Origin of the sequence: Cobetia sp. UCD-24C (assembly GCF_001306765.1) — a bacterium.
Taxonomy (GTDB): domain Bacteria; phylum Pseudomonadota; class Gammaproteobacteria; order Pseudomonadales; family Halomonadaceae; genus Cobetia; species Cobetia amphilecti.
Map to the genome: position 1 here is coordinate 91,370 of NZ_LJTD01000008.1, position 18,512 is coordinate 109,881.

The 18,512-nt window shown below is 61.6% G+C and carries 15 protein-coding genes; 2 read left to right on the forward strand and 13 right to left on the reverse strand.

Annotation, left to right across the window (positions count from 1 at the left end; translation table 11 throughout):
• Window positions 1–41 precede the first annotated feature (41 nt).
• From AOG28_RS12455 to AOG28_RS12485, 7 genes are all read right to left on the reverse strand, one after another.
• Entirely contained in the window at window positions 42–968 is a 927-nt protein-coding gene (locus AOG28_RS12455) for an SMP-30/gluconolactonase/LRE family protein (protein ID WP_054556640.1), read from the reverse strand.
• A 104-nt stretch (window positions 969–1,072) separates the two neighbouring features.
• Entirely contained in the window at window positions 1,073–1,705 is a 633-nt protein-coding gene (locus AOG28_RS12460) for a 2-dehydro-3-deoxy-6-phosphogalactonate aldolase (protein WP_054556641.1), read from the reverse strand.
• Window positions 1,706–1,715: 10 nt separating this feature from the next.
• Window positions 1,716–2,771, reverse strand: a complete 1,056-nt coding sequence (locus AOG28_RS12465) for a 2-dehydro-3-deoxygalactonokinase (protein WP_082388753.1) — start codon at window positions 2,769–2,771, stop codon at window positions 1,716–1,718.
• Window positions 2,768–3,559: an SDR family NAD(P)-dependent oxidoreductase gene (locus AOG28_RS12470; RefSeq protein WP_054556642.1), complete on the reverse strand. Its 792-nt coding sequence runs from the start codon at window positions 3,557–3,559 to the stop codon at window positions 2,768–2,770. The genes AOG28_RS12465 and AOG28_RS12470 overlap by 4 nt, the downstream gene beginning before the upstream one ends.
• Before the next feature lie 96 nt (window positions 3,560–3,655).
• Window positions 3,656–4,804, reverse strand: coding sequence for a galactonate dehydratase (dgoD, locus tag AOG28_RS12475; RefSeq protein ID WP_054556643.1), 1,149 nt, complete (start codon window positions 4,802–4,804; stop codon window positions 3,656–3,658).
• A gap of 97 nt (window positions 4,805–4,901) precedes the next feature.
• On the reverse strand, window positions 4,902–5,699 hold the full coding sequence (locus AOG28_RS12480) for a FadR/GntR family transcriptional regulator (protein WP_235507027.1): 798 nt from the start codon (window positions 5,697–5,699) through the stop codon (window positions 4,902–4,904).
• Window positions 5,700–6,034: 335 nt separating this feature from the next.
• The gene (locus AOG28_RS12485; protein ID WP_054556644.1) at window positions 6,035–8,401 is read right to left on the reverse strand and encodes a cache domain-containing protein; all 2,367 of its coding nucleotides are present in this window, start codon (window positions 8,399–8,401) and stop codon (window positions 6,035–6,037) included.
• 464 nt (window positions 8,402–8,865) lie between these two features.
• Here AOG28_RS12485 and AOG28_RS12490 point away from each other — a divergent pair, with 464 nt between their 5' ends.
• Window positions 8,866–9,165, forward strand: coding sequence for a hypothetical protein (locus AOG28_RS12490; protein WP_054556645.1), 300 nt, complete (start codon window positions 8,866–8,868; stop codon window positions 9,163–9,165).
• A gap of 351 nt (window positions 9,166–9,516) precedes the next feature.
• Here AOG28_RS12490 and AOG28_RS12495 read toward each other — a convergent pair whose 3' ends face one another.
• Complete coding sequence (locus AOG28_RS12495) at window positions 9,517–9,876, reverse strand: hypothetical protein (RefSeq protein WP_054556646.1); 360 nt, start codon at window positions 9,874–9,876, stop codon at window positions 9,517–9,519.
• A 301-nt stretch (window positions 9,877–10,177) separates the two neighbouring features.
• Here AOG28_RS12495 and AOG28_RS17825 point away from each other — a divergent pair, with 301 nt between their 5' ends.
• Window positions 10,178–10,351: a DUF2970 domain-containing protein gene (locus tag AOG28_RS17825; RefSeq protein ID WP_082388754.1), complete on the forward strand. Its 174-nt coding sequence runs from the start codon at window positions 10,178–10,180 to the stop codon at window positions 10,349–10,351.
• 189 nt (window positions 10,352–10,540) lie between these two features.
• Here the strand turns inward: AOG28_RS17825 and AOG28_RS12500 are convergent, their stop codons facing one another.
• The 5 genes from AOG28_RS12500 to AOG28_RS12520 form a co-directional block, all read right to left on the reverse strand.
• Window positions 10,541–11,092 carry a DUF934 domain-containing protein gene (locus AOG28_RS12500; RefSeq protein WP_082388755.1) on the reverse strand — a complete coding sequence of 184 codons (552 nt, stop codon included), beginning with the start codon at window positions 11,090–11,092 and terminating at the stop codon, window positions 10,541–10,543.
• Window positions 11,085–12,737: a nitrite/sulfite reductase gene (locus AOG28_RS12505; protein ID WP_054556647.1), complete on the reverse strand. Its 1,653-nt coding sequence runs from the start codon at window positions 12,735–12,737 to the stop codon at window positions 11,085–11,087. The genes AOG28_RS12500 and AOG28_RS12505 overlap by 8 nt, the downstream gene beginning before the upstream one ends.
• Window positions 12,738–13,027: 290 nt before the next feature.
• Complete coding sequence (locus AOG28_RS12510) at window positions 13,028–15,472, reverse strand: putative bifunctional diguanylate cyclase/phosphodiesterase (protein ID WP_054556648.1); 2,445 nt, start codon at window positions 15,470–15,472, stop codon at window positions 13,028–13,030.
• 55 nt (window positions 15,473–15,527) lie between these two features.
• Entirely contained in the window at window positions 15,528–16,868 is a 1,341-nt protein-coding gene (locus tag AOG28_RS12515) for an ABC transporter substrate-binding protein (protein WP_082388756.1), read from the reverse strand.
• 199 nt (window positions 16,869–17,067) lie between these two features.
• Window positions 17,068–18,396 (reverse strand): MATE family efflux transporter, encoded by a 1,329-nt coding sequence (locus tag AOG28_RS12520; protein ID WP_054556650.1) that lies wholly within the window; start codon window positions 18,394–18,396, stop codon window positions 17,068–17,070.
• Window positions 18,397–18,512 lie beyond the last annotated feature (116 nt).

Here is an 18,512-nt window from a genome sequence, read left to right on the forward strand (position 1 = left end):
AGGTCCAGAAATAAAGAAAGATCAGAGACGGAATGGCAGTGTCAGCCCAGCACCAGCGGTGGCTCTGCCAGTCCCTTGAAACCGTGTGCTGACAGGTCCAGCGCGAAGAGGTCGCCGTCACCCGCCGCATGATCCGGCGTGGTCATGCCTTCATGCGCCGTGGTGATGTACAGCGTGCTCAGCCCCTCGCCACCGAACAGCGGGCACGAAGGCTGGCTGACCGGCAGCGCCACATGGGCGATTTCCTTGCCGTCGTGGTCCAGCCTGGCCACGCGGCCGGCTCCCCAGAGCGCGATCCACATATGGCCATCGGCATCGATCACGGCGCCATCCGGGCCACCACCGGCATCCCGCAGATCGGCCCACACTTCGGGGGCGTTGTATTCGCCTGCCGACGTCAGTGGCCAGCCATCGGCGTCCAGCTGCCAGCGCATCACCTGACCGCTGACGGTGTCGGTGAAATAGGCGAAGCGGCCCTCCGGCGAGAAGCACAGGGCATTGGGGATGCTCAGCCCCTCGAGCACGCGGGTCAGCTCACCGCGATGCAGCCGATAGAGGCTACCGGCGCCGGACTCGGCGTTGCAGCCCATGCTCGACAACCACAGACTGCCATGACGATCGACCCGCGCGTCATTGCTGCGCGTGTGCGGCGTCGTGTCCGCCTCGAAGGGCATGACATCTTCCACGGCGCCGGTCTCGGGATTGAAGCGCGAGAGCATCCCCTGCGCGACCAGCAGGTAATCGCCGTCTTGGGTAACGGCTGCGTAGGAGGTGCGGCGCGCAAGCTGAGTGATGACGTGATCACTGCCGTTGGCGGCGGCGTGATGCAGCTCGCCGGCGAGAATGTTCAGCCAGCGCACCCGCGCAGGCAGGGCCTTGGTCGCGGGCGTCCAGCCCGGTCCTTCGCCCAGCTCGCAGCCACTGGCGACGAGGCGCCTGGCAGTGCCAAGGCATGGTGATGACGTCATCTGCTGCTCCTTTGCGATATCCGTGGTCGCTTATACCCATGGGCTATTGGCGCGCTCTCGTCACTCTTGCAGCGACGTGGCTTGTCGCCATCCGTGTGTGGCTGTCAGTTGGCCGCCTGCCATGCCGCGACCAGCGTGCGGGCACGTTCGCCCACTTCGGCGGCGCTCAGGCCGGGCGTGTAGATGGCCGTGCCGAGGCCAGCGCCGTGGACACCCGCCGCGCGCCATTCTGCGAAGTTGTCACTGCCGATGCCGCCGACGGCATAAAGCTCGGTGTCCTTGGGCAGCACGGCCAGCATGGCCTTCATGTTGACGATGCCGACCTGAGTCGCCGGGAACAGCTTGAGACCCGAGGCGCCGGCAGCGAGTGCGGCGAAGGCTTCCGTCGGCGTGACGATGCCGGGCAGCGAGACCATCTCCAGCCGGCGACTTTCGCGGATGACATCGACATCGGCATTGGGCGAGACGATCAGACGGCCGCCCGCGGCGTGCACATCGCGCACCTGCTGCGGGGTCAGCACGGTGCCGGCACCGATCAGGATCTTGCCGCCATGCGCGCGCTCGCAGTGCTCGACCAGCGCGGCGATGCTCTCCAGCGGTTGAGGGGAGTTGAGCGGGACTTCGATGCGGGTGATGCCGGCGGCGATGATCTCGAAAGGGGCTGTTTGAAGAGGAGCTCTTTGAATAAGGGCTGTGTGAAGTGAGGAGTGACGTGGCTCACTGACTGGCAATGCCATCAGCGCTGAATCAATGGCTCACAGAGGCGCGATCCGATGACGACGCACGGGCCGAGGACGATCCACGGTCTGATGACGATGCCTGCGCGGCTGATCGTGCACGCTGGATGCGTCCGAGCCCTGCCAGAATCATGTCGGCGTTGGCTGCAGTGGTGACGTGATAGCCCAGATGTTCCAGCGCGACCTGATAGCGCTGGCACAGCACGGCGTCGCCGATCAGGGTGATGGTGGCGTGATCCGAAAGCTCCGCAGTGGCGCCCGCCAGCTCAAGACCCAGCACCAGGCCTGACAGGCGTGCGCCGAGTACCGCCTTGCGGGCATCACCTTGAGGCAGAGCCGTATCAAGCAGATCACGGGCACGAATGCCGAACAGCTGTGCGGTGGTGCGCTCCGGGGCGGCAAGCGCCGTGTCGATGCCCTCCAGATAGGCACCGCGCTGGGCGGCGTCGCTGAGATCTCCCGCGGCGACGGAGTGTTTGAGCACCGAATCCTGACTGAGCAGCTTGTAGAGTTCGCCGCTCATGAAGGTGCTGAAGCCGGTGATGGCGCCACTGGCGAGATGTGCCCACTTGGCGTGGGTGCCGGGCAGACACACCGCACCGCTATAGTCCGGTTGGGCGGCGACCAGGCCCGCCAGCTGGGTCTCCTCGCCACGCATGACATCGTAGGTCGGCTGCTGCTGGCAGAGGCCCGGCACGATGGCGACGGCAAGGCGGCTGTCGCGTGTCGTGACATGGGTGAGCCGCTCACCGAGGGCGGCAAGCACATCATGGGAAGGCGTCTTCTCCGTGGGCAGCGGCAGGTAAGCCGCCTCCTGCCAGCCCTGACGCGCGCCGGCCATGCCACAGATCAGCACCGGCATGGGTGAAGTCGTATCGTCGGGCAGCCAGTCATTGATCAGCACGCGCAGCACATCCTCGAACTCATCCGCCGCAAGCCCCAGCATGCCGCGGGCACTGCTGGCCTGGGCGATGACTGCATCGTCGTCATTGACGGCCCAGGCGCGCAGATTGCTGGAACCCCAGTCGACGGCGATCCAGGCCGGCGTGACGCTGACGGCGCTCACACTCGGCCTCCGTCAACCACCATCGGCTGGCCGGTCATCATTCGCGAGGCGCTGGAGGCCAGGAACAGGCACGGATTGATCATGTCCTCGACCGGAATGGCCTCTTTCAGACACTGCTGATCAATGCACTCGTTCAGGTCCTTGTCGTTGACCCACAGCTCGCGCTGACGCTCCGTCATCACCCAGCCCGGAATCAGGCAGTTGACGCGAATGGCGTCCGGGCCCAGCTCGCGCGCCAGTGCCTTGGTCATGCCCATGATGCCGGCCTTGGCGGTAACGTAGGTCGGGTAGCCGCCCAGTCCCAGCATGTAGCTGTTGGAGGACAGATTGATGATGGCGCCGCCACCCAGCGCGCGCATGTCGGGGGCGACGGCCTGGGCGGTGAAGAATTGCGGGCGCAGGTTGGTGGCGATGGATTCATCCCACTGTTCCACCGTCCACTCATCCAGCGTATGACGGGTGTCACGCGCGGCGTTGTTGACCAGCACGTTGATCAGGCCGTGGGCCTCACGCGCCTGAGCGACGGCGGCCTGCAGCGCCTCGATATCCTGGATGTTGCAGCGGATGAACAGCGGACGATTGGCGTAGCGAGCTTCCAAGGCGTCACAGAATTCGCTGGCATCGGACAGGCCGACGAAGGCGACCTTGGCGCCCTGGGCGAGGAAGCCTTCGGTCAGCGCGGCGCCGATGCCGGAGCCACCGCCGGTGATGAAGACGCTGGCACCTTCGAGGTCCGGGTAGCGAAAGTCGGCGAAGGCGGGGCGTTCGGATGATGCGGTACGAGTCATGTCGAATCCTTCCTTGAGCGTGACAGGCCTTCGGCGGAAGGCCTGTCCTGGCATGGCGTCTGTGTTGTCAGTGTGTGCGTTGCGGCTTGCTCGGCATTACCACTCGGCGACGGAGCCGTCTTCGTGGGTCCACAGCGGGTTGCGCCAGCGATGGCCGACCTTGGCACGCTCCTCGACGAAGGCTTCGTCGATCTCGACGCCCAGCCCAGGGCCCTGCGGAATGGCGCAGAAGCCGTCCTTGATCGCCAGCGCATCCTTGTCGACCAGGTAATCCAGTACGTCGTTGTCCTTGTTGTAGTGGATGCCCATGCTCTGTTCCTGGATGAAGGCGTTGTGACACACCGCGTCCAGTTGCAGCGAGGCCGCCAGCGTCAGCGGGCCGAGCGGGCAGTGTGGAGCCAGCGCCACATCGTAGGCCGAGGCCAGGGTGGCGATCTTCAGGCCTTCGCTGATGCCGCCACAGTGGGAGAGATCCGGCTGGATGATGTCGACCATGCCGTCCGCCAGCAGATCGCGGAACTGGAAGCGGGTGTGCAGGCGCTCGCCGGTGGCGATGGGCGTCGCGATGCCTTCGGCGATGTGCTTGAGCGACGGCAGGTGCTCAGGCGCGACCGGCTCCTCGATGAACATCGGGTGGAACTGCTCCAGCTCACGCAGCAACGCCTTGGCCATCGGGCGATGCACGCGACCATGGAAGTCGATGCCGATGCCGACATCCGGACCGACCGCATCACGGGCCTCGGCGACACGCGCCACGGCGTCATCGATCTTCTTGTGCGAATCGACGATCTGCATCTCCGGCGTGCCATTCATCTTGAAGGCGGTGAAGCCCTGATCGACCAGCGCCTTGGCGCCTGCGCCGACATCTGACGGGCGGTCACCGCCGGTCCAGGCATACATGCGCATCTTGTCGCGCACCGGGCCGCCGAGCAGCTGGTGCACGGGCACTCCCAGATCACGGCCCTTCAGGTCCCACAGCGCCTGATCGATGCCGGCGATGGCAGACATCAGGATCGGGCCGCCACGGTAGAAGCCCGCGCGGTACATCACGTTCCACAGGTGCTCGATATTGCGCGGGTCCTGACCGACCAGATAATCGGACAGCTCGTGCACGGCGGCCTCGACGGTCGCGGCGCGGCCCTCGATGACCGGCTCGCCCCAGCCATAGCAGCCTTCATCGGTCTCGATCTTGAGGAACAGCCATCGCGGCGGAACTTGCCAGGTCTTGAGTCGGGTGATTTTCACGGATGCATCCTTGTTGAGAATGGGCGTTTGAACGAGGCTCAGCGCCAGGCGACGCGGGTGGTGGGATCGGTCGCCATCAGCTGACGCCCGATCAGCATCAGAAGCGGCGGTGGCCCAGCTGCGGGTGGTCCGGTGAGAAGCCGAGATCGCGCGCTGCGGTCTCCAGTACCCGCTCGGCACAGGTGCGTGCCATCTCGGGCTGGCGCAGGCGAATGGCCTCCATCACCGCGCGGTGACGATCGAGGCTGGCGCGATGATGGCTGTGATCATGCTGCTGCGCGGACTGCTGGGTACTGTGGATCAGCTGGCTGATGGAAGGCCGCAGCAGGCTGCCAAGCTGTGTCCACACCAGATTGTGGGTGGCGTGGTAGATGGCTTCGTGGAAGGCGACGTCGTGCTCGGCATGCGCCTCGCGTGAGCTGTCATTGGCGGTATTGACCATGCCTTCGAAGGCGCGCTCCAGGCGCGCGAGGTCCTGGGCATTGGCCTTCATCGCGGCCAGCGCACTGACGTAGGGCTCGACGGAGAGGCGGAAGGCGTAGATCTCGCGCATCAGGTCCGGGTTGATAGCGTCGAGGCCGCTGACCCAATGGCTCATCAGCGGGTCCAGCAGCTGCCATTCGCTCATCTCGCGCACGATGGTGCCACGCCCGGCGGTGCGCTCCAGCAGCCCAGCGCTCACCAGCTGAGCCAGGGCGTTGCGAACACGATTGCGGCTGGCGTCGAAGCGCTGGCAGAGGTCCAGTTCACGCGGAAAACTGTCACCGGGGCCGAAGCTGCCCGCGAGGATTTCCCGCGCCATGCAGGTGGCGATGGCCTCCATGCTGCGCGGGGTCGCGTCGTCCGCCGAAGCGCTGTCAGTGGCGAGCGAGGCTGTCGCCAGAGAGTCGGTCATTGAGTGGCCTGTCATGAGGTGATGGTCAGGAGAGTCACTGCATCGCACCATCTTCGAGCGCGGCGCTGACGCATGAGATTCCGAGCATCAGAATAAATGTCTGAACACACATTAATAAATGTCGGACATTTCAACAAGGGACAGACACTTCAACTTTGGTCGCGCGAGAAGTTCGCCCGACACAGCAACAAGGGCGCAATCAACAAGGTGGCGTGTCACAGGGGAGGAGTAACAAGGAGTGCATCCACAACGACAGAGGCCAGACGCGATGCCTGGCCTCTGTCACGCCTTTTGGGATTGGGAAGGCGGGTCACATGGAAAACGCCATGGCCGGATCAAGCCGATGGTGGGTAGCGAGCCAGGTGGCCATTGAGGGTCAATTGCCATTCCTTGAGGGTCTGGGCACAGGAGAGATCGAGCAGCGTGATCTCCAGGGTCGCGGTGTCCTCCAGCGATGACAGCAGCGATGCCAGGGAATCGGCGGTGGGCGGCGAGGCAGTGCCATTGGCTGGCGCCTCGAACAATGGCTCATTGCCTTCAGGGCGGCGAGTCACTTTCTGCGCAGGCGAGATATCCCGACATTGATGGCCCATCACGATGAAGTTGCCCTCGCTGACGCGGAAGACACGCAACGGATGGAAGCAGGCATTCAGGTGCGGGCCAAGCTGAGCATCGAGTGGCGCAAGTTGCCTGTCGCCAGCGTCGCGTCGCGCGCCTCCCTTCCGGCTCAGGCGAAGATGGCACAGCGTGATGTGCTGCCCCATGGCGTCCTGACACTCACGGGACAGTGCTTCGAGAGCGGCATCCAGCAGTGCGCGGGTGAAGCAGCCACTGTGGCTGTCGCGCCACCGGTTCGGGTCACGTTCAATCTGCTGCGGGCAGAGTCGATGCAGGGTGGGCGCCGGCGGTATCGGTTGCTCCGTCAGCACTTCACGCGCCGCATGCAGCAATTCTGGCGGTAGATGGCCATGACGATGCTCGATATCGCACAGCGCCTGGGCCTCACTGACACCGGTGTGTCGCACCAACTCGATGACCTGCACGACCAGCGCCAGAGTGCTGGCAGCGAGCGAGGTCGCTGCAATATTGGCCGAGGCTTGCTCAGCCTGTGGGACGTCTGCATGAGGAGGGGCACCGAGCATGAACTGCTGGCTGGCACGCAACAGGTCAGCTTCGGCGGGCGCCATCAGGGCATCTTCCATCATGCGTGCACCGATCTCGACATGGCGACGCAGCAAGTGATATTGATCGAAATGGAGTTCATCGCGTGGCCGCAGCAGTGAGTCGGGCAGTGCCAGCTTGCCGATATCATGCAGCATGGCAACGCGCTCCAGCGTGGCGATTTCCTGGCGGTCCATCCCGAGTCGCGTCGCCATGGCGCTGACAAGATTGGCGGCCAGCCAGTCTTCTCCCGAGCGCTCGGGGCAGCGTTCCTCGCGGATCATGCGCATCACCGACCCGAGCCTGTCTTCGCCGCGCTGCTCAAGCTCATGTTCCAGTTGATTCATGCGCTGGCGCATCTGCAGCTGTCGCTCACGATACTGGCGCAGGAAGGCGTAGCCAAAGGCCAGGCAGAGTATCAAAGTTACTAGCAGCGTGATAAGGAAGTGCCAACGCTCTAGCGCGTGCTTCTTCTTCATCAAGTCTTCGTGCGCCTGGAAGGCGGCTTCACTGATGTCATCGAGATAGACACCACTGGCGATGATCCACTGGAAGGGGGGATACAGGGCGGCGTAGGCGGTCTTGTCGACCTGCTCGGCGCCCGGGCGCTTGGGGAAGCGGTAATCGAAGTAGATGCCACTGCCGTTCAAGACACCCTCGAGCTCGGTGCGATACGGGAAGCGGCCACTGCTGTCCTGGTACTCCGTCGACAGCAACTTGCCTTCGGTGGCCGGCAGCAGAGGATGGATCAAGCGGCGGGCATAGCCCTCGCCGCCGGCCGGGTCCAGGATCTCGTTGATCCAGACATATCGGCTTTCCTCGCGCTCGATACTCGCGTGCAGTGACTGTCTCAGCTCATTGGCGACCAGAAAGGCCACCATCTTCGGGTCGATATGCACCAGCGCCCAGGGGGCAGGCTGCTGTCGACGATCAAGGCGCACGGCGCCGGGGCTGTCTTCCTCTTGCCCCAGAGGCACGGCAAACACCAGTCCGGCATCCGTGCCGCGCAGGAATTGTGCCTTGCGCATGCCCGCGTTGAGGCGCTGATTCAGCTCCTGATTCCACCAGTCAGGGTGGAGCGTGGTGGGGAGCTGCACGATGTCGATCCAGTCCGGGTTGATGCGCAGGTCCGGGAACTGACGCAATAGTTCGGTGCTGACGAAGGAGCGATCACGGCCACTCAGATGGCTGATGCCCAGTGACGGGGAGCGCATGGTGGTGATCAGAAGACGTTGCAGACGATGCTCGTAATCGCGATGTCGCGAGGCGATCATGCCCAGTGTCTGCTCCACCATAAGGCTGGCCTGTTGACGCCGCTCCCTGGCGACCAGCATCTGGGTCGCCTGGGCCTGCAGAATGTCCTGCTCGCGACTCTGCGATTCTTGAAATACCAGCAGGCCGCCAAGCGAGATACAGGAGAGTGCGGTCAACCCCAGCCACAGGCGCAAAGGTTTGCCGAACGGACGCTGTCTGTCCGGTGAGCGAAGATCGGGCGGGCCGGTATCTGGCCCATGTCGAGAGAGATCACTATCCTTGATCATCGAGTCACGTCATCCATGAGTGATGCGGTGGCGCTGGGAAGGGCGATAATGGCACTGTTTCGAGCATAGCGCCTAGTGCAGGGCTCGGGAGATGTCGTTTCAGGCCTCGATGTCATTCAGCCAACGTTACGATGTTGCCGTCCAGATGCCAAGAGAGGGCGCTCAACACTCCGCGAGGCCCCAGTTCAGGGCACTTGCGCACTTGGCGTAGCGTGCGATGTCTTGCGAGCAGGCGTTGAAAGGGGCATGATGAAGCTAGTTTTCTGTATGGCTTTCAAGAAGATATCTGTCATTTGTCAATGGCTGTCCAGAAGAGGCTCGCTAACATCTTGATTTGAGGCGCGCCGATCGAGTGTTGAAGGTGTCGTGCATAAGTTGCAAGTCAAATTGTCGCTCATCGTCCTGCAGTAGACTCATAGCGTTGTCTTCTTGCTGTCGACAAGATCAAAAGTGGAAAATCGTGCATGAACCGACATGATGAAAAGATCATTGCCAGTGCTCGCAAGCAGCGTGCTCTCTTTGATGAGCTCGAAAAGGCGTTGGCGGAAGAGCTGAATGCGCTGGATCGCTCTTCTCAGCCCGCGCCCGCCGCTGAGTCGAACCAGGAGGCTGACGACGCGCGCGCGCAGCAGCGTGAAGCGGAGTTCGTGTCACGGCTCGAGAGCCTGATCGCGGAATTCGATCTCGATCGCGAGGCCGCCCAGACATGGCTGCGTGAGCTTGAGGCCTTCAAGGGAGACGCGGAGTCAGAGGAGTCAGCGTAAGCCTCAGTCTTGGCTGACGTCTTCTGCACTCTGCCTTGAGCAAGCCCTGAACTATCACTTGAGCTATGACCTGAGCTATGCAGTTATGACTATGCGTGTCGCGATGGTCTGATTAGGCCTGCAAGAACAACGCCCAGCACTTCTTCCTGAAGGCTGGGCGTTGTGCGTTTCTCGCTTGGTGCATCTGGATCCAATGGATTATCTAGCCCGATAGATTTTCTGACGTCTTGTTATTGGCTTACCTGCTTAGCGAAATATTGGCTTGCCGGCTCATCTACGAGACCGCTTGCCTGTTTGACGGCAAGCTCCATTTGGCAAGGTACCCACCAGTCCTCGGCCTACGACTGTGGCCTAGATTTCCTCCCAGATGGCTTCCTTCAGTTCATCTGTCAGGCCTTGCAGGCGTTGCAGGCGCTTGACGGTATGTTCCTGCACATCACTGACAATGTCCGTCAGGCACTCCTTCGACTCGAGAGGGTCAACGAACCCGGTCGATAGCAGGCACTGGCCCATTTCCATGCTCTTGGTCTGCCACATGCGAATAAACTCGATTTCCTGCTCATATGCCTTGAGGCTCAGGGTCCACCATACCTGCTGACAACGCATCAAGGGAGCGAGGGGATGCACGAGGTCGTCGGGGCGATTCATCCAGGGCAGTGGGGTGCTGAACATGGCAGCGAAAGGCTGCATCGGTTGATTGGCGACTGGCATTCTGGACTCCTGTCTCATGGTATCTGATAGCTGATGAGTGCAAACCTTGGGGGAAATACCTGCGGGGCGGCTGGTGTTTGGCGTTATTGTGACCAATAGTGATAGTGGCTGGTGTTCGGTGGCACAGGCTTCGCAACCTGAGCTGAGTTGAGCATAGCTCCCTCTGCTGGAATGCGCGCGAGCATCCTGTGCTGTCCCCAGTCAACTCTGTCTTCAACAACTCTGTCTTCAACAACCCTGTCCTCAGACAACCCTGTGCCCAGATGATGAATTGCGTGAGGTCACCGACTAGGAGGCGATCATGATCAATGAAGTCAAATCCGTACTGGCAGCATTCTTTGGTGTCCAGAAGGAGGCCAATCGCAAGCGTGATTTCGAGCACGGCCATGCGCTGGACTTTCTGGTGGTGGGACTGGTGATGGCCGCACTGCTGGTAGGAGGGATGGCATTGCTGTCCACGGTCGTCGCCGGCTGATGAGCCGCTCAGGTGACAGAGACGAAACGTCAGACAAGACGCTTCAGTTACGAAACATCCGGAACGAAAAAAGCCCCCGCCCAGGAGAGCATCCTGGACGGGGGCTTTTGCTTGGTTCACTCGGCTGCGATTGCCTTCTATCCCGCGTCTGTTCGCAGGCAGAAGCAGTGAGTGATCAAGAGCGGGCGATCAACGACGCGCGAACAGCGGCGTCTTCTGGTCGACACCGGTCTGGTAGCTGACGCTGAACGAGCTCAGCGCATGCAAGGCATCTTCCACGTACTGATCGTCACGCAGGGCGAAAGCACTGATGCCGCAACGGCTCATGTAGTGGAGTTGATCCACCAGCACGTCACCGATGGCGCGAATCTCACCCTGATAGCCGAAGCGCTCGCGCATCAGGCGGGCGATGGTGTAACCGCGGCCATCATTGAAGTTCGGGAAGTCGACCGCCAGCAGCGGTGCGTCCGCCAGTGCCTTGCCCAGTTCCGGCGTGAGCTCGGTGTCACTGGCAAGCCAGGGCGCCAGATGATCAGAGCCTTCGCCGGCGGCGACCAGCGCCTGCCATTCTGCCAGCGGCAGCAGGGCGGGTTGCTGATAGCTCGGCAGATTGCCGTCTTCATCCAGACGCACGACCTGCCAGGCATCTTCGCTCACCAGCTGATTCTGACGGATGACGCCACCCTGGCGCTGATCGGTCAATTCACGTGCTGATGTCATTTCTGCAGTCACCTCAGGCATAGACCCGCTCCTTGAACGGCTTCATGCCGATGCGGTGGTAGGTATCGACGAAGACTTCATCTTCCAGACGCTGCTCGACGTACACCTGCAGCACCTTTTCGATGACGTTCGGCATGTCTTCGGCATTGAAGGACGGGCCGAGGATCTTGCCGAGCGTGGCGTTGTCGTCGCTGCGTCCGCCCAGCGAGACCTGGTAGAACTCCTGGCCTTTCTTGTCGACACCGAGGATACCGATGTTGCCGACGTGGTGATGGCCACAGGCGTTCATGCAGCCCGAGATGTTCAGGTCCAGCGGGCCGAGGTCGTACAGGAAGTCGAGGTCTTCGAAGCGGTCCTGCAGTGCCTGAGCGATGGGAATCGACTTGGCATTGGCCAGCGAGCAGAAATCGCCACCCGGGCAGCAGATCATGTCCGCCAGCGTGCCCACGGTCGGGTTGGCCATGCCGAGTTCTTCCAGCGCCTTCCAGAGTGTCTCGAGTTCATCGACCGGCACGTCAGACAGCACCAGGTTCTGCTCGTGTGTCACGCGCAGTTCGCCGAAGCCATACTGCTCCGCGAGGTCAGCCACGGCGTCCATCTGGTCGGCAGTGACGTCACCCGGGGCCAGTTCACGACGCTTGAGCGACAGGGTGACGGCCTTGTAGCCCGGCACCTTGTGGCCGACGACGTTGTTGGTCACGAAACGCGCGAAGGCACGGTTCTTGCGGCGCAGGGTCTCATAGGCCTCGATGGCCTCGGCGCTGACTTCACGGCGCTCAGGCTCGGGGAAGTAGCTGGTCGCCTTGGTGACGGCGGAGTCGGTGAGGGTTTCCGGGCCATCCTTGAGGTGGGCCCATTCTTCCTCGACGCGACGACGGAATTCCTCGATTCCCAGTGCCTTGACCAGGATCTTGATGCGCGCCTTGTACTTGTTGTCGCGACGGCCCCACTGGTTGTAGACACGCACGATGGCGTCCAGATAGGTCAGCAGGTGCTGCCAGTCGAGGTCTTCGCGCACGATGTCGCCGACCATCGGCGTACGGCCGAGACCGCCACCCGCCAGGATGGTGGCCTTGACACTGCCATCGTCGGCGCGGTTGAGACGAATGCCGATATCGTGGACCTGGATGGCAGCACGGTCGGCGCTGGCACCGGTGACGGCAATCTTGAACTTGCGCGGCAGATAGGCAAATTCCGGGTGAAGCGTGGACCACTGACGGATCAGCTCACACCAGGGACGCGGATCGACGGTCTCGTCTTCCGCGATACCGGCGAACTGGTCAGTCGTGGTATTGCGGATGCAGTTGCCGCTGGTCTGGATCGCATGCATCTCGACCTGAGCCAGTTCGGCGAGAATCGCCGGGACATCTTCCAGCTTCGGCCAGTTGAGCTGCAGATTCTGGCGAGTCGTGAAGTGTCCATAGGAACGGTCATAACGACGACTGATGGCCGCCATGGCGCGCAGCTGGACAGCGCTCAGCATGCCGTAGGGAATGGCGATACGCAGCATCGGGGCATGACGCTGGATGTAGAGGCCGTTCTGCAGGCGCAGAGGGCGGAATTCTTCATCTCCCAGACGGCCCGCCAGATAGCGATCCATCTGGTCCTTGAACTGAGCTACCCGCTCGTCGACCAGTGTCTGGTCGTAGGTGTCATAGCGATACATGTCAGGGGTGTCCTGCGGTCGGGCATCAGATGATCGTCCACTGATGCGAATCTTGTTGATGCTGAAGCCACCATACCTTCTATTCTTTATTCTTTAAAAGAATAAATCCTCATAGTTTTCGACGATGGCGTTATTAAGAAGGCGCGTTGAGTTTGCCTACCAGCAGCGAAAAAGAAAAGACCAGCCGCCGGAGGGTAAGGCGTCTGGCCATGTTGCCCGGGGTCTCACGACAGGCACGGGCCTGCCGCGTTCCGCGCTTGCGCAAAACGGACGGCCTCAGTCAGACGCCATCATCCCAGGTCATTGCCTGTGCCTGGTGCGCGCCTGACAGGTTTCAGCAGACTGACACGCGCATCCGCGTTGGCGTGAAAGCGCGTCTCGAAGGCCTGCTGCGGCATAGGGCGACCGAAGAGATAGCCCTGGAAGGCGTGGACACCCATGGCCTGGAAGATTTCGGCTTGCCCCCGCTCCTCGACCCCCTCGACAACGACCTGCATGCCGAGTGATTGGCCCATCGCGACGATGACCCGCGCCAGCTCCCTGTCCCGGCGACTGGTCTCGACATTCATGACGAAGGAGCGATCGACCTTCAGGATGCCGAAAGGCAGATCATGCAGATAGGAGAGGCATGAGAAGCCTGTCCCGAAATCATCCAGCGAGAGGTTGACGCCCAGTCTGCGTATTGCCTGCAGTTGATAACGCAGGCTGTCTTTGCTGTCGAGCATCAGGTTCTCGGTGACCTCGACCACCAGCTGCGAGGGATGAATCGGGTAGCGCTCGAGCAGTGACTCGAGCTGGTGCAGAATACCTTGATCCCTGAACTGGATGACGGAGGCATTGACGGACAGATAGCGCTCCTCGATCCCGAGTCGTCGCCATTCGCACAGAATGACAGCAGCCTCTTCCAATACCCAGTTGCCGATCTCGACGATCTGTCCGGTCTTTTCTGCCGCTGCAATGAACTCATCGGGGGGCACCAGGCCGAGATCAGGGTGCTCAAGGCGGATCAGTGCCTCCGCGCCGAGCAGTTCCGGAGCCTCCAGGTCCGCGTTGGCCGCCCGGAAGATGGGCTGTAGATAAAGGCGGAACCAGCCCATGGTCAAGGCTTCGCGAATCATGCGCTCCTTCAGGAACAACGGCTCACCGTCTTCCAGCGCGCTATCGCGGACGCAGGTGCGGTATTGATTGCCCCCCTTGTGCTTGATGTCCACCACGGTAAGTTCCAGTAGGCGCATCAGGCGGCTGGGGCTCTCGTCATCTGCCTGCGCCTGCAGGCCCGCCATGCTCAGGCTTAGATGGATGGGTTCACCAGCCTTGAGCAGCGGATGGGAGAAAGCGATTTGAATCCGGTGGACAAGTGGGCGCAAGTCATTGATATCACAGGTCATGACGAATTCATCACCCCCAGTACGTCCGATCCAGTCGGGGTCACACTCCTTGAGCCGTGCGCCAACCTCTTTCAACAGCAGATCGCCGTCCATCGGCCCCAGGTGGTGATTGATGCTGTGGAATCGATCGATATTGACCAGCAGCAAACCAAAGACAGCGTCACGTGCGATCAACTGTTGGACATGCTGATTGAGCGACAGCCGGTTGGGTAACTGCGTCAAGGGGTCAATCAGCTCATGCTCCAACAGCCGTTGCTGGGTCCTGGTCAGTTCGGTGATGTCCGTCAGCAGCATCATCGTGCCCCGGGCCTGGCTGCCATTGGCGGCGGGAATGACCACCTGAACCTGACGGTCTTCCTGGTGTTGGCAGTTCAATGTCATCACCAGGTCGTTGCAGGCATTGCCCAGTCGCAAGGCTGTGCTGATGCGATGGATGTGCTTGCCATTCTGACTGCTGATGAGTGCATGGAAGGGCATGCCGACAAGATGTTCACGAGCCCAGCCGGTCACCTCCAGCATTTGCTCGCTGGCATCCTGCACAGTGCCCTTGTCGTCGATCACCAACAGCAACGCGGGGGTATCACGGTAGAAGTGTTGATAGCGCTCTTCGTTGTCACGCAGCGCTTCCATCATGTTGAAGATTCGCCCCCCCAGCTTGTTCAGCTCCACGATGACCTTGTTGATCTCGCGCGAGTGAACGGGGGGAATGCGTTGGAAGGTGGCATGCTGGCCCTCCAGCTGCCGCATGCGCCTCACGGCCTTGCTCAAGGGGTCCATCACATAGCGCTTCAACTGCCAGGAAAGCATCAGCAGGATCGACAGAATGATGGTCAGGGCGATCCCGAACAGCACAGCTCCACCCTGGTAACGGGCGGTAAGCAACGGGGCGTTGGTGCTCTCCAGTTCAAGCCTGCCAACGGCCTGCTTGACCAGTGAGTTCTGATAGACAAGTGGCTTCGAATGCGTGACGGGATCCAATGCTGTGCCGCTCTTGGCAATCTCCTCGACAAGCTCCCCCTCGTGATTGAAGTAGCGCACGGCATGAACACTGGCGTGGTGACTGAGAGTCTCGAGGTAGGCATGGATTCTCTCATCGTCGAAGTTCCATATGGCGTCCGGCATCGACAGCGCCACGATATCCATCATTTCCTGATGGTCATCATGCATGTGCTCGACGGCCTCGATGGCATACAGGTAATAACTCACGGCTCCACTGATGGCACAGATGGTGAATACCAGCGGTGCAAGTATCCGCAGTATTCGCCATCTGAGCGGTGACGCATGCTCGCCATCACTCTCGGGCGCCGTACCGGGGGCCTTGGCGAGTTTCTGACCATCATTGATCACGCTGTTCTCCCTCGGTGGCGATGGAAGTCGCCCTGCGAGCTCTCCTTGCGCCTCCTCATTGAGGGGCGTCCATGGGCGCGCTGGAACGTGCAGTCTTCTTCTGGGTGGCAGTAGCTTGAGGGGAGGATCCGGATGTCGAGGCCTGTTGGTCAAGCATCTGCGTCAATACCCTCATAGGATCAAACCCATAGTCATCCCACGATGCCTGCAAGCCGAAGGCGGCGAAATCTGCAGCTTCCCAGTCAGGGTTCTTCAGAAGCGGGCCATATCGCGCCACATTGTCATGCGTGATCGGGCTCATCGGGAAGTTGACGGTTCTGGGGGACCAGTCCTCGATATCGGCATGATCTCTTGCCATCACCATCGCCCAGGCTCCCGCCATGAAATGCCCGCCGTCCGTCAACAGCATGCGTTGGTCCTTGACCATGCTGATACCTTCCGGTGACCAGTTGAGCCCTGCCACCAGCACATCCACGCCGGGCGTGAGGCCCGCTGACTCGAGCGCAAGAATGGCCCCCTCGGCCATGGCATCATTCGCCGCCCAGATCAGATCATTCTGACCGCTCGAGCGGCTGACCCACTTGAGATATTGCGCAGTAAGATGTTCGGCATCCTGAGTATTCCAGCGCGCCTCGAGTATGCGGTCTATCTGGACGTCCTGGTCCTGGGAAAAGCCGACCACCATGCCGGTATTACGGGCAATCGAGGCAGGGGTTCGGGTATCGCCGATCAAGGCGAGTCCATGCAGTTGGCCGGTGGGCGAGCCTTCTCGCGCCATCTTGATCAGCTGGGTCGCCATGCGTTTGCCCGCAGTGTGGTTGTCGGGGATGACGCTGCCGATCCAGGAGGGGTGGAGGGACCCCGGGGTGCCATGGGTCAGCGCCTCTTCGCGGGTCAGTCCGTTCAATAGCATCACGACATGGGTGTCGTGGCCATCCGCAATCGTCAACAACTCGGAGGCCGCCTGCTCTTCATTGACCAGCAGGAGGTAATCCGGAGCGGCAGGGCTTTCCAAAGCCTGAATCGCGAGTTTCTTGAGCAGGTAGGGATTGCGCTCGGCGTAGACGACTTCCAGTGAGATATTCAGGTCCAGGGCGGCCGCTTGCATGGTGTCGGTCACCATGTCCCAGAAGCGTTCGCCACGCAGTCCGGGGTTCACAAAGGTGGCGGTCAGCGGGCGCCCAGGCATCGCCTCCTGTGCACCACGCGCCCTCGATTGGCCTGAAGGGTAGGCAGGGGCTTGAGTGTTTTCAGAGGCTCGAGGCGTGAGATCGGAGGAATAAGAGCCAGAGGATGAGGCATCGACCAGCCCGCTGAGGGCAAGGCAACCACACAGGACGATCAGCCTTGGCAAGCCAGGTTGTGCTCGTCCTGTCCTGATGGTGGCAGCGGACATGGCGTTCTCCCTAGTGCATTTACTTTTGTTTCTATCAGGGTACGCGACTGGGCAAGCTGGGTATGGACTTCAACAAGACTGCCATTTACCAAGCTTCAACGATTGAACGACATATATCATTATCTCTTGATGTATTCCATGGGGGCTACAGGCGCGAGTGGCAGCAGGGGCTGCTGGCTGGCTGCACCAGAGAACATATTCAAAGGCGCAAGGTTTGCCACGCTCTGCGTTGCCAGATAAGCCCGAAGACGAGCGAGTTGAGCAGGCGATAAGCGAGCTGTATCGCCCAGATGGCGACAAGGCCACCTTCCTGATGGACGCCCCACCACCAGGCCGCGGGCAGAAAGATCAGCCATTGCAAGCTCAAGGTGGCAAGCATCACGGTGCGATGGGCACCGGCGCCCAGCAGTGCCTGGGCCAGCACGATGGCGGTGCAGTCGAGCACAATCATGGCGGCTGTCATCTGCAGCGGCAGCAGGCCAAGCTCGATCAATGGCGGGCGATGCAGGAACAGCCCGAGCACGCTCTGGGGCGCGACCCACAGCGGCAAACCCAGCAACAGCAGACACGGCAGTGCCACGCGCACGGTGTCCCACCCCCAGCGATGGGCCTCTTCATGCTCGCCGCTGCCCAGGGCCTGGCCCACCAGACTCATGGCGGCAAGCCCAAGCCCGACCCCGGGCAATATCAGCAGCAGGGAGAGATTCACCAGCACATGGCCGACCGCGACACTGGCTGCATCGATCTGACCGAGTATCCAGAACAGCATCGCGTAGCCCGCCGCGAACCATAGCTGCTGAAAGGAGTGGGGCACCGCCAGCTTGAGCAGCGTCAGGTAATGCGTCATCGGCGGCCAGGCATGCAGGACACCGTGCAGACTGCGCTCGCCCAGCGTCGCCTTGATCCACAGCGCCAGTGCGACCAGCAGGGACAGCGTCGTACCGGCCCCGGCGCCATCGGCGCCCATCTGCGGGGCGCCGAACAGACCGTGAATCAGAATGACGCTGAGCACGACATTGACTGCCTGGGTGATCAACATGATGCGCAGATAGATGCCGGTGCGCTGCAGGCCATTCCAGAAGCCTCGGAAGCAGAACGCCATGGCGACCGGGATCAGCCCCAGCACCCGCCATTGGAAATACGAGGCGGCGGTTTCATGCACGCCGGGCTGGTCATTGATCAGCGACAGCAGCGGCTCGGCCCAGTGATGGCAGGCGAGGGTGACGGGGATGCCGATCGATAACGCCAGCACGAGACCTGCATTCAGGCCTTCGCCACAACGCTCAGGCGCTTCCTCGCCCAGGCGCCGCGAGGTCTGGGCCTGGACGGCGGAGGACAGCCCGAAGATCAGCGCCGTGACCATGAACATGGCATAGCCACCGATCCCCACACCCGCCAGCGCCGTCTCGCCCAGACTGCCGACCAGTGCCGCGTCGATCAGGTTGAGCAGACTCTGCGACAGCATCGCCCCGATGATCGGCAGCGCCAGCTTCAGAATTCGTGTGTTGCGCGCAAGATCCCCCAGCATCAGACGCTCCCACGCGGGGAGTCGGAAAGGTGATAGGAGCAGGAGGGGGCAAAAGCCTCGAAGGCGGCTGACAAGCGGGAAACCAGGGAACTGGGCTGCGATGAACAGAAAAGCGA

Bases quoted from the DNA above. Each gene is read 5' to 3' on its own strand.
- AOG28_RS12455 (WP_054556640.1), bottom strand. From the start codon at position 968: ATGACGTCATCACCATGCCTTGGCACTGCCAGGCGCCTCGTCGCCAGT.
- AOG28_RS12520 (WP_054556650.1), bottom strand. From the start codon at position 18,396: ATGCTGGGGGATCTTGCGCGCAACACACGAATTCTGAAGCTGGCGCTG.
- AOG28_RS12460 (WP_054556641.1), bottom strand. From the start codon at position 1,705: ATGGCATTGCCAGTCAGTGAGCCACGTCACTCCTCACTTCACACAGCC.
- AOG28_RS12500 (WP_082388755.1), bottom strand. From the start codon at position 11,092: ATGCCTGAGGTGACTGCAGAAATGACATCAGCACGTGAATTGACCGAT.
- AOG28_RS12515 (WP_082388756.1), bottom strand. From the start codon at position 16,868: ATGTCCGCTGCCACCATCAGGACAGGACGAGCACAACCTGGCTTGCCA.
- AOG28_RS12470 (WP_054556642.1), bottom strand. From the start codon at position 3,559: ATGACTCGTACCGCATCATCCGAACGCCCCGCCTTCGCCGACTTTCGC.
- AOG28_RS12480 (WP_235507027.1), bottom strand. From the start codon at position 5,699: ATGACCGACTCTCTGGCGACAGCCTCGCTCGCCACTGACAGCGCTTCG.
- AOG28_RS12485 (WP_054556644.1), bottom strand. From the start codon at position 8,401: ATGATCAAGGATAGTGATCTCTCTCGACATGGGCCAGATACCGGCCCG.
- AOG28_RS12505 (WP_054556647.1), bottom strand. From the start codon at position 12,737: ATGTATCGCTATGACACCTACGACCAGACACTGGTCGACGAGCGGGTA.
- AOG28_RS17825 (WP_082388754.1), top strand. From the start codon at position 10,178: ATGATCAATGAAGTCAAATCCGTACTGGCAGCATTCTTTGGTGTCCAG.
- AOG28_RS12490 (WP_054556645.1), top strand. From the start codon at position 8,866: ATGAACCGACATGATGAAAAGATCATTGCCAGTGCTCGCAAGCAGCGT.
- AOG28_RS12495 (WP_054556646.1), bottom strand. From the start codon at position 9,876: ATGCCAGTCGCCAATCAACCGATGCAGCCTTTCGCTGCCATGTTCAGC.